The following is a 9953-nucleotide window of genomic DNA, read 5'->3' as shown; positions in this document are numbered from 1 at the left end:
AGCCGCCCAAGGCGACCTTTGTCACGAGGCTTCAGATCAGCCGGTTACCCAACCAACCTGCTCGTCAGCTACCAGACTTATCGACAATTATCCGGGTGGTTCCTCCTCCACTGGTGACACGCGCCCTTCGGGGCACACAGCGAAATCCGGGACGTGTCCCGACGCAGATACAAGACCCGGATTACGCTCACGCTCCATCCAGGCTACAGGACCTGTCATGGCACCTGTCATGGCGGCTCGAAACGAGGGAAGATTGACATTGCGTGTTGTCGTCATCGCCTCGCATATTCCGCTCAACAAGCCTCTGGATCCCCCTCCATGACCAGCCCACGATCTCTCCCCGCCCTCATCGTCGTCGACGTCCAGCGCGCGTTCGATGAATGGGAGGCGGCGGGGAAGCGGCGTAACAATCCCGACGCGGTGGCGCGCATCGCCGATCTGTTGACGGCATTCAGGCAAAACGGCGCGCCGATCTTCCACATCCGCCACGAGGGCACCAATCCGACCTCGTCATTTCGGCCAGGGGGCTCCGGCTACGCGGTCAAGGACGAGGCGCGCGAAGCACCTGGCGAGCCCGTGGTCGTCAAGCACGTCAACAGTGCCTTCATCGGCACCGACCTCGATAACCGGCTGCGAGCGGCCGACATCGCGACCGTCGTCATCTGCGGCGCCACCGCCAATCATTGCGTCGAGACGACGACGCGGATGGCCGGCAATCTCGGCTTCGACACGCGCCTCGTGCGCGACGCGACATGGACGTTCGATCGGGTCGGGCCCGATGGCGAAAAGCATCCCGCCGAGGAGATCCACGCCATGACGCTGTCGAACCTCAACGGCGAGTTCGCCCGCATCGTGACCACGGATGATGTGATCGCCGCATTCGCGGCGAGGTGATGGCGGAACCGCGGTGACATCGATGGTGCGACAATAAATCTCATGACCTTGATCGTTTCGCGTGAGTCGGAACTGTTGTCTGCGTCGTTTCGACGCCCGCTCTGGCCGGAACGCGGCGGGCACCCATGTGTTGTCGCTCGGTGTCCCAACTGGAGTGACGACATGAAGTATCTCTTGGTCGCGATGACTGTCGGTGCTGCGGCGCTGGCCGGCGGATCCGCGGCTCACGCGGCCGGCAGCGAAAAGGCCAAGCAGAACGCGCCGGCCGGACAATCAACCGACATCAGCGCGCAGTACAGGTACCATCACGGCCACGGATATCGCCATCACTGGCGCCATTACGGCTACCATCGCCCGTACTACCGCAGCTACGGCTATTATCCGCGGCGCCATGGCTATTACGGCGGCGGGCCGTACGGCTATTACGGGGGCGGCGGCCCCAGCGTGACGTTCGGCTTCGGCGGCGGACGCTGGTAAGACGGGCTGTTGCTGATCACCGAAAGGCCCGCAAGTCTGCGGGCCTTTTTATGATCCGTGCATGATTGTCCCCGCCGTCTCCAAGCCGCTCGCCAGCGCCGCCTCGACGGTGCCCATGTCGCGGCCGCGATAGAGCGCCTCGCCAGAGAACAGCACCAGGCCGTCAGTACGCGCGAGGATCGCCTGCGCCGCGCGCGTCTGCGGCGTCGCCCAGGAATAGGCGCCGCGGGCGAAAGGATCCTGCGCCCAGTTGGTCGCCGCGGCCGCCACGACATCGCGCGCGACGTCCTCGCGCGACAGGCCGAACATTGCAGCGAGTGAATCGAGCCCGGCGTCGACCAGCGCCTGCGTATCCAGCTTTGCGAGCTTCGCCGTCCGCGGCCCGCCGAACCAGCCGGTGAGCACGGGATGCGCGAAGGGACGTTGCGTCCACCACACCGGGATCGTCTCGTCCGACAACAGGAAGGTCATGTCCGCGAGCTCGGCCCGCCGGTCGCGCCACCAGTGCCGCTTGAAACGCAGCAGGATCTTGATGACATTGCCGAAGCCGATCTGATCGGCGGCGGCCGCCTTATCGCGCGCAGCTTGCGGGAGTGCGATCTCGCGCAGTAGCGGCAGCGGCACGGTGAGGATGACACGATCGCAGGCGTGGACACCGCCGCCGGTGCAGCGGACGGAAGCCGCGCCGCCGGCCTGCTCGACCGCCGACACCACGCAACCAGGACGAATCGCAACGCCGTGCCTGCGGCACTCGGCCGCCAGAAAATCGATGAGCGCGCCGTAGCCGCCGCCGATGCGCCCCTGCGGGCTGTGCCCGCCATCCATCCATTCCTCGCGCAACGCCAATGTCGAGGCGCGCTCGGGATCGGCGGCGTCGTAGCCTTCTACCATGCGCGCGATGGAATGCCGCATCCGCGCGTAGTCGTTGCCGGCAAAATGGCGGCGCAGGAAATCGGCGACGGTGAGGTCGTCCTTCAACTCTCTCAGCACCGCCTGCAGCTCGGCCTCATGCGGATCGTCGCGATCCTCACGCAAGAATTTTGCACCGTCAAAGCTCCATTGCGTGCCTTCGATCTTCTGAAGAGATAGCCCAGCTTCGCGCATCAGGCCGCGCGTGACCGGCGCTTCGCCATGAACGAACTCGGCGCCGCCATCGGCGGAGTAGCCGAACAGCGCCGCGGGCAACGGATGGATGCGCCCGCCGCAGCGGTCGCGCGCCTCCAGGATGGTCACACGTCTGCCGGCTCGCGCAAGCTCGCGCGCCGCCATCAGCCCCGCTGCGCCGGCGCCGACGATGACAATGTGCTCTGAGCTCTCCGCCATGCCCGCGCTTACTGGCCCGCCGCTTCGTTCTGGATCAGATAGCGCAGCAGCAGCACGCCGCCGCCGAGCTGCCGCGTGCTCTCCAGCGTCATCGCGGCGAGCGGCGCGCGCCGGTCGCTGTCGTCGTCCGTCGAATCGAATACGAAAGGCGCGCCGCTGGCGCCGTCCACCGCGGGACAGAGGATCAGGTTGAATTCGTCGATGAGACCGGCGCGCAGGAACGCGCCATTGGCGACGCCGCCGCCCTCCACCAGCAGGCGTTTCACGCCAAGCTCGCGATTGAGGATGTCCAGCGTCAGCGCAAGGTCGACCTCGGACTTGCCGGCAAAGATGTAGGACACGCCTTCGCCGCGCAGCCCCGCAAGATGCGAATCCGGCACGCCTTTGGTCAGCACCACGACGATCGGATCGCCGCCGATGTCCGAACGACCCCAGCCGATCTTGCCGTGCGCGTCGAGCACAACACCATAAGTATTCGCATCGCGCCGCGCGAACCAGTTTTGGCGCGGGAATGTCTCGGTCGTTGCGGGATACGGCTTGCCCTTGGCGAACTCCGAGCCGGTGACGCGGCCGATCACCCAGGCATCACCGCCGAGCTCGTCATGGATCTTCTCGAACCAGTCTGCGCCCGCACTCTTCGGCCGCCAACGGCTTGGATGCGTACGGCCATCGACGCTCGAGGCCATCAGGCAGATGACGTAGGGTTTCATGCAATCCTCCGCAGCCGCTGCTCAGGCCGCTGGCCCCTTCCCTTCGCCCTTCTCCTTGACCTTCCCTTCGCTCTTGGCACGATCGTTCACGATCACCGCCAGCGGATTGAGCTTGGGCGGCGCAACGAGCTTGAGCGTGTTGGTGTCGCGATGATTGAACGGCGCGCCTCTCACAAAAAGCTCGGTCTGGATCAGATAGGTCCAGCTGCCATCATCGTTGAAGCTGATGTCGCAGCGGTAACTGTCGGTGCGGAAGGCTTGTTCCAGAAAATCGGTCGAGCAAATTCCGTAGGCCGTGTCGCCGCGCTTCGCCGTGACCGAGATCTTTCTGTCATCCGGCGTAGCCTTGCCTGACGCGAGCAGAACCTGCCCGCGCGGAATTGCCAGCGTCTGCATGACCAGCCCGGTCGCGGGCTCCCACAGCCAGTAGCCGACCTGGTCGTGGAAGGTGATGTCTTCCTCCGGCGTATTGATGTGGATGTGATAGCGCAGCCCGTAGAGCAGCTGCGGCCCGTTGGCCTGCGGATCGATCGGGTCCATCCGGATGTGCTCGATGAACACCCGCCGCTCCGGCCCCTCCGCCTTCGGATTGATGTCGATGCCCTTGTCGGCCTGCCAGACGCCGGCCAGATGCCGCAGCGGCCCGAGATTGGCAAGGCCGTCGGGCGAGACGTCGTCGGGCTCGGTGAAAATGTCGGCGGGAATCGGGAGCATGGGCAAGGGCCTCGTGGGGGATGCGCGAAACACGCAATATCACGAGGATGGACATATGGCTTCAACCTATGACTCGCAAACGCCAGCCTGCGTTGCAGCCATGCGCGGATGGGCTGTTTGAATCACGATCCGCGGGTGTGCGACTGGCGAAGGCCGCTGTGGGCAACCATGCTGGCGCCAAGGCGACCGCTCCGGTGTAACCACAGAACCGGGCGGCATAGGCCAGCGACGGCCAGGAGACGATGAGGTGAACCCAAAACAGCAGCCGGCGTCCTCGCCACGAAGCAATCACGAGGCCGAAGGCCCGGTCGGTCCGAGGGCTCGTTCCGCGGCTTTCATGCCGGCTTGCCGAACAATGACCGGGGGGTCACGTACCAGAGTATGAAGCAGCGCCGTTGGTTACGAACGTGATCGTGAGGGAGACGTTGAGGAAGATCTGCGGGAGCACGCCGGCCGACAGCAGGACAAATCGCGATGGCAGGCCGGGAGAGGCGGAGTTGCCGAGCGCCACGACCAAACCGCAAATGAAGGCCGCGAGCGGCGCAAGTACGACGCCGACCGAGGCAATGCCTTCGGTTGCGAACAGTGAGGCGTTGAAATTCCCTACATTGTAAGCGTCCTGCATCACAATCGCGAGGGGCTTGCGGTAGGGACAGTCAATTGTTTCAGGACGTTCACCTGGCAGAACCAAGTCAGGTCATGATGGGCAAAGAAGTCGTTGTAGAAGTCGAGGGCGCTGGAGGTCAGCGCGATCATTCTGAAATTGACCAGGCTGAAATAGGCAATGAACTGTTGAAACGAGATGGCGTTCAGGTCGAGCAGTCTGGCCAGCAATATGCCAAACAGGATCGGCACCAGCAGAGACAGTATCACCGCGGTTCTCGCCGAGAAGTACCGTGACGCGACCGCCAGAATGATCAGCCATACTGGCGCAAAAAGGGAAAGCTTGGTCAGGGTAATCGGATAGAACATGAGCAGCAGCAGCAGCAGGCACAGGACGGCCCGCCACTTGGCGCCGTCGACGACGTAGAAGGCGAAGGCGAACGGGAGCAGGACGTTCGAAGTGATCCCAAGCCCGTACGAGAGCCAGGTCGGAAATTCGAGCTGGTTGCGAAAATCGTAAATCTCAGAGATCCCGACCAGCCGCACATTGTAGAGCGCGCCGACTCCGAGTGCTGCGGCGGCGAGCACAAGGATGCAGGTCAGCAACCTTTGAAAGGCGACTCTGACAAAACAAACCTCTGCCTGGCCGGTATCGACATCAGCATGGCGGGAAGGAGGAACGCCATCCCCGAGGCGAATGCGGAGGCATAAGCCACGGCATGGTCGTAAGAGAATGTGGATAGGGGGAGCAGCCAGAGGTAGCCAATCAACATGGTGAACAGGTAGAAGCCGACGACATAGCCGAAGCTGAAGCGGCACATGGCGAATAGGATCGAGAGCAGCGCAAAGGGCGCGCCGCTCAGCGCGGCCAGCAAGAGCCTGTCGTTGTTCGCGGCGGTCAGGCGCATGAGCGGCGCATAGTATTGCACGACATAGACCATGGAGACGAAGCAGGCGGCCACGTGCAGGTAGATGAGGAAGACCGGCCCCAGCCCCTCGTTGCGGCTCGCGTCGGCTTCGATGGGGCTGCGGTTCGAGATTTCGTTCACTTGCCGCTCATCTGCGAAGATTGTGGCCGCGAGACCGTGGCCGGCCGTTCAGTCAGGAGTTCTTGACGACGAAGCCGTGAAGAAAGGCGATCGCTCCAAACGCGATCAGGATCGAGGCGACCGCAGCGATGAACAGGAGGCAGAGCCGCTTCGCGCCGACCGGTTGCGGGGTGACCTCGGGTGAGAGCATGATCCGTGTGCTCTTGAACGCCCTCGCGGCGATCTGTGCATCGAGGAGGGCCAAAGCAAGGCTATCGTGCCGGTCGCGTAACACCGTGAGATCGTGGGTGGATTGGGCACGATCCTCGCTCAGGGCCCCCAGCAGTTGCAGATAGCCCGTTATTTCCTTGCGACGTCCGTCAAATTCAGGGCTCGCCTTGTTGTCCCCTTCGGGTTGCGTCGCGGCGCGCTGGGGCTCCGAGCCGCGTTCGAGCTGTCTGGCGCGAAGTGAGCCCTCCGTTTCGGGAAAGAGCCCATCCAGGCGGTCGAGCAACTTGCCGTAGGCAGCGATCTGTTGATCCACTCCATCGCTGATCTGCTTCAGCAGCACCGTCCGCAAGGCGGCGGCTTCGCGCACGAAGTCGTTGCGCTTGCCTTCCTCCTCCAAGATCTGATCGATGATCTTCTGATGGATCGCCTTGGCTTCCTCGGCCGCGGCGGGGTCGACAATGGTCTGGATGCTGACGGTCTATGCTGTCGGCCGACGAGTTCTGGAATGCGTCTTGCGCCGATCGTTGCGCTCCGGCCTTCGCCAGTACCGCAAGAGCGGCCGGCACATAGACCGCCGGTATACGCTTGGCGAGCATTTCCGGCGACTCGATCGGCTTGCTCCTTTCCGTCGAAGGAGAAGGTTCCAACCTCGATGGCGGACCGGACAAGCGAGCGCGGGTTGACAAAAATGAAGATAGCCGCGGCGAGAAGAACGAAGGTGGTCCCCCGACGGACAGGAAAGTGAGACGGACGGACGTCATGCTCTTGAACTTAGCCTGAATTTCTCAATCTCTGGATCAGTTCGACGAACTGTAAGGCGAAATGACGGACCAAGTCCATTTTTGGAGTTTTCGCGTCCTGCGAAGCTCGCAGTTCTCGTTTCAGGCTCAAAAGCTCGGCCCCAAGACGAGGGGACGTTTGGCGCTCCCGTTGCGTCGCGCTGTGACCCGCCATTGGAACTCACGATGGGCTCTGGACGGGATTTGCGCCGAATTCGGCTTTGCCACGGGCGCGCTGTCGGTCGCCAGCCTCACGGACATGGTCGCGACGGTCGAGGCCCTTCACGGTTGGCGTGGTTCGTTCCCGGTGTGAGTGAGACTCGACCAGCGCCTCCGACGGAGGTGCGTTCCCTCCCGCCTCGCGCGGGTTCAGCCCGCCTTCGTACCCGTGATCGCGGCAAGTGCCTCGACGAGCCGGTCGAGATCGGCCTCCTCGGTGTAGAGCGCCGGCGTCACGCGGATGCATTGGCCCCTGGCGACGCCCGCCCGGCGAACCGTCAGGACCTTGTAGGTGTCCCTGAGCTTCGCCACGGTGGCGTCGTTGTCGGCCTTGCTCGTCTTGCCGGCGAGACGGAAGGACGTGATCGCACCATACAGGCCGGCCTCATCCGGCGTCAGGATCTCGATGTCCTTGAAGCTGCGAACGCGACTGACCCAGTAGTCGCGCAGGTGGCGCAGGCGGGCCTGTTTCGCCGCAGCACCGATCTGCTGATGGAGTTCGACCGCCGCGGGCACCGACAGCACCGTCGCGAAATTGACCGTGCCGGTGTGTACCCGCGAGCGGATGTCGGTGTCCGGGAAATCCTCGTCGCCGAGGTCGCGGTCGACGTCGGCGAGGCGGTCCTTTCTGATATAGAGGAAGCCCACGCCGACCGGCGCGCCGATCCATTTGTGCAGGTTGAAACCGACAAAATCGACCTCGAGCTCGCCCACCCTGAAGTCCATCTGTCCCCACGAATGAGCTGCGTCGACGATGGTGTCGATGCCCTTGGCCTTGGCCATGCTGGCGATCTCGGTGATCGGCATGATGAGGCCGGTGCGATGGCTGACATGGGTGAGGAGGAGAAGCTTGGTCCTCGGATTCGCCTCGAAGGCGCGGGCATAGGCGTCGAGCACGGCCTGACGGGTGGCCGGCTCCGGCACATCAAACTTGACCACGTCGACACCGCGGGCGCGCCTTGAGCGCGTTCATGGCATACTGCATCGAATCGTAGTCGAAGTCGGCGTAGAGCACGCTGTCGCCAGGCCTGGGCTTGTTGTAGCCGCTGATGAGCAGCTGTAGCGCTTCGGTCGCACCGCGAGTGAGCGCGATTTCCTCGGGCGCCGCGCCGACCGCCTGCGCCACCTTGGCCCGCACGGCATCGAAGTCCGGGCCCGACCGCTGCCGCGCGTAATAGGTGTTCTGATAGTTGACCATGTCGGACAGGCGGATGAACTCGCGCCGCACGGGCTCGGCCATGATGCCCCAGAAGCCGTTCTCCAGGTTGACGACATCATGCGTCACGGCATACAGCCCCCTTACGACCGTCCAATAGGCCTTGTCGGTGGCGATTGCCGCCGCCGATCCGACCGGCTGCGCCGGCAGGCCCTCCGCCGCCATTGTCGGCGCCGCCAGCGGCGCGATGGCTGCGGCCGCAAGGCCCTTCAGGATCGACCGACGGTCGGAAGAAATTGTCTTGATCAGATGCATATCCACCCTCTGCGATGCGCGGCGAAAGGAGCAGCAATCAACGGAACACCAATGACAGGGCGATGACAGCCTGATGATGCCGGGCATCGTCCCGGCAGCGAGCGCAATCTGGTACTCGTGGACGACCACGGACTGCAGTACGTCTGATGCAGTGATTTGTAGTCGATCGAACTGGCCGATCAGCTCAAGCGTGCATTGAGTGCACTGTCACCGCACGCGAGCCTTTCCAGTGCGACCCGCCGCTAACACGCGGCAACCCTGCCTGGCTTTGAGAGATATCTCACATGCAAGGACCGCCTATCGGGCTAAGCTGCGCACCGTGTCCATTCGGCGGCAGGCAAGTGATGGCAGTCCTTGCGAAAGTGCTCTCGACGGCAATCGGCGTGGATGTCGATGGCGAAGCGCTGGAGACCATCCTGATCTTTACCGGGGCGGGCCTGCTGATCTCGGTGGCCGCCATGATCTATGGCCTCGACCTCGGTCCGGGACTCCCCTGAACCCAAGCGGGTAGCGTAGAATCGATATGGACCGAGCTTGGCTCTTCCTCACGAGCCGAGCTCGGTCCTGTCGCCGGCGAATGCGGTCGAGCAGCTCAACACGAGACGCGTTTGCTCGAACGCATTGAATCCGGGACGTGTACGAATCCGGCTGTGCGCCGTGACGTTTACTTGTTGGTCCAGCCGGCGGGTGGGCTCATTGTGCCGGTCGTCCCCTTTGTTCATGCACGTTGTGCTGGTGCCACTGGCTGAACCGGTTGTGCCTGACCCGCGCATATCGGAGCCGGTGGTGCTGTTGCTCATGCTGCTGGATCCCGGGCTGCCGGCTTATGCCGCCATCTTGCGACAGGATTCGGCACGGGCATCGCAGGCGGCGACACAGCCGCCTGCGATGGCGGCCCTACTCCTGTGTTCGCTGCCCTCGTCCGTCATCCGATCGAACAGCTCGAGCGCTTCCACCGGACCGGAGGCGACAATCATGAGCGCCCCTGATCTGACCTGATACGGCATGTGTTCATACACCCAGGATCAGCATCGACATGAGTATCAAGGAAAAGACGAACAGGCTCGCGATGGCAACTTTGAGAACCAGAGCGGCAATCAAGCGGCATCCCCATTTATCATTTAATGGTCTGAAACGGCGGACGGCCCCAGCTTTGAGCAAGGCCGGGACCGGCCGTGATTTGCTTCAAGGCCGCATGCTTGGGACGGGCCGTGAAGCGAGGGGGAACGCGAAGCGGCGCGCACGGTTCCAAAGAGGAAACCGAAAGTTGCTCCTGATGATCGGTCCCCAATTGAGGGCATTGTCGCCCCACTGACCGAACAGAAGTCCGCACACGGCAAAGCCCCTCGGCGGGTTCATCCGGCACGCTTCTCGCTGCCTCGGTCCGCGTATTTTACGCCGCCCTCTGGCGTCTTCGCCGCGGGACGGGGCTTGGCCATGACAGGTCGGCCAAGGGCACGGGCTTGCTGAAGAAGAAGCCCTGGCCGAGCGGAATTCCGAGCGA

The 9953-nt window shown here is 63.4% G+C and carries 13 protein-coding genes; 3 read left to right on the top strand and 10 right to left on the bottom strand.

Annotation, left to right across the window (positions count from 1 at the left end):
• Positions 1-318: 318 nt before the first annotated feature.
• A complete protein-coding gene (locus tag IVA82_RS08520; protein WP_247391218.1) occupies positions 319-894 on the top strand; it encodes a cysteine hydrolase family protein in 576 nt (191 codons plus the stop codon).
• Positions 895-1056: 162 nt separating this feature from the next.
• On the top strand, positions 1057-1371 hold the full coding sequence (locus tag IVA82_RS08515) for a hypothetical protein (RefSeq protein WP_247391216.1): 315 nt from the start codon (positions 1057-1059) through the stop codon (positions 1369-1371).
• Between the two features lie 48 nt (positions 1372-1419).
• Here the strand turns inward: IVA82_RS08515 and IVA82_RS08510 are convergent, their stop codons facing one another.
• From IVA82_RS08510 to IVA82_RS48245, 9 genes are all read right to left on the bottom strand, one after another.
• Positions 1420-2694 carry an NAD(P)/FAD-dependent oxidoreductase gene (locus IVA82_RS08510; protein ID WP_247391214.1) on the bottom strand — a complete coding sequence of 425 codons (1275 nt, stop codon included), beginning with the start codon at positions 2692-2694 and terminating at the stop codon, positions 1420-1422.
• A gap of 8 nt (positions 2695-2702) precedes the next feature.
• Positions 2703-3404: a RibD family protein gene (locus IVA82_RS08505; protein ID WP_247391212.1), complete on the bottom strand. Its 702-nt coding sequence runs from the start codon at positions 3402-3404 to the stop codon at positions 2703-2705.
• Positions 3405-3425: 21 nt separating this feature from the next.
• On the bottom strand, positions 3426-4118 hold the full coding sequence (locus tag IVA82_RS08500) for a heme-binding beta-barrel domain-containing protein (RefSeq protein WP_247391210.1): 693 nt from the start codon (positions 4116-4118) through the stop codon (positions 3426-3428).
• Positions 4119-4485: 367 nt separating this feature from the next.
• Entirely contained in the window at positions 4486-4743 is a 258-nt protein-coding gene (locus IVA82_RS08495; protein WP_247391208.1) for a hypothetical protein, read from the bottom strand.
• On the bottom strand, positions 4743-5309 hold the full coding sequence (locus tag IVA82_RS08490; RefSeq protein ID WP_247391206.1) for a hypothetical protein: 567 nt from the start codon (positions 5307-5309) through the stop codon (positions 4743-4745). The genes IVA82_RS08495 and IVA82_RS08490 overlap by 1 nt, the downstream gene beginning before the upstream one ends.
• Before the next feature lie 11 nt (positions 5310-5320).
• Positions 5321-5770 carry a hypothetical protein gene (locus tag IVA82_RS08485; protein ID WP_247391204.1) on the bottom strand — a complete coding sequence of 150 codons (450 nt, stop codon included), beginning with the start codon at positions 5768-5770 and terminating at the stop codon, positions 5321-5323.
• 52 nt (positions 5771-5822) lie between these two features.
• Entirely contained in the window at positions 5823-6377 is a 555-nt protein-coding gene (locus IVA82_RS08480) for a hypothetical protein (protein WP_247391202.1), read from the bottom strand.
• Between the two features lie 751 nt (positions 6378-7128).
• Positions 7129-7917 (bottom strand): aminotransferase class V-fold PLP-dependent enzyme, encoded by a 789-nt coding sequence (locus IVA82_RS08475; protein WP_346658819.1) that lies wholly within the window; start codon positions 7915-7917, stop codon positions 7129-7131.
• Entirely contained in the window at positions 7904-8449 is a 546-nt protein-coding gene (locus tag IVA82_RS48245; protein WP_253075569.1) for an aminotransferase class V-fold PLP-dependent enzyme, read from the bottom strand. Before IVA82_RS48245 ends, IVA82_RS08475 begins: the two co-directional genes overlap by 14 nt.
• A gap of 344 nt (positions 8450-8793) precedes the next feature.
• Between IVA82_RS48245 and IVA82_RS08470 the strand changes: the two genes are divergently transcribed.
• On the top strand, positions 8794-8946 hold the full coding sequence (locus IVA82_RS08470) for a hypothetical protein (RefSeq protein WP_247391200.1): 153 nt from the start codon (positions 8794-8796) through the stop codon (positions 8944-8946).
• Between the two features lie 48 nt (positions 8947-8994).
• Here IVA82_RS08470 and IVA82_RS08465 read toward each other — a convergent pair whose 3' ends face one another.
• Positions 8995-9249, bottom strand: a complete 255-nt coding sequence (locus tag IVA82_RS08465; protein ID WP_247391198.1) for a hypothetical protein — start codon at positions 9247-9249, stop codon at positions 8995-8997.
• Between the last annotated feature and the right edge of the window lie 704 nt (positions 9250-9953).

The sequence above is a fragment of the Bradyrhizobium sp. 142 genome, assembly GCF_023074015.1.
Classification (GTDB): domain Bacteria; phylum Pseudomonadota; class Alphaproteobacteria; order Rhizobiales; family Xanthobacteraceae; genus Bradyrhizobium.
This window is presented reverse-complemented; position numbering and strand designations above follow the sequence as displayed.

Coding starts and splice junctions, on each gene's coding strand:
- IVA82_RS08520 (WP_247391218.1), top strand. CDS start 319: ATGACCAGCCCACGATCTCTCCCCGCCCTCATCGTCGTCGACGTCCAG.
- IVA82_RS08515 (WP_247391216.1), top strand. CDS start 1,057: ATGAAGTATCTCTTGGTCGCGATGACTGTCGGTGCTGCGGCGCTGGCC.
- IVA82_RS08510 (WP_247391214.1), bottom strand. CDS start 2,694: ATGGCGGAGAGCTCAGAGCACATTGTCATCGTCGGCGCCGGCGCAGCG.
- IVA82_RS08505 (WP_247391212.1), bottom strand. CDS start 3,404: ATGAAACCCTACGTCATCTGCCTGATGGCCTCGAGCGTCGATGGCCGT.
- IVA82_RS08500 (WP_247391210.1), bottom strand. CDS start 4,118: ATGCTCCCGATTCCCGCCGACATTTTCACCGAGCCCGACGACGTCTCG.
- IVA82_RS08495 (WP_247391208.1), bottom strand. CDS start 4,743: ATGCAGGACGCTTACAATGTAGGGAATTTCAACGCCTCACTGTTCGCA.
- IVA82_RS48245 (WP_253075569.1), bottom strand. CDS start 8,449: ATGCATCTGATCAAGACAATTTCTTCCGACCGTCGGTCGATCCTGAAG.
- IVA82_RS08470 (WP_247391200.1), top strand. CDS start 8,794: ATGGCAGTCCTTGCGAAAGTGCTCTCGACGGCAATCGGCGTGGATGTC.
- IVA82_RS08465 (WP_247391198.1), bottom strand. CDS start 9,249: ATGAGCAACAGCACCACCGGCTCCGATATGCGCGGGTCAGGCACAACC.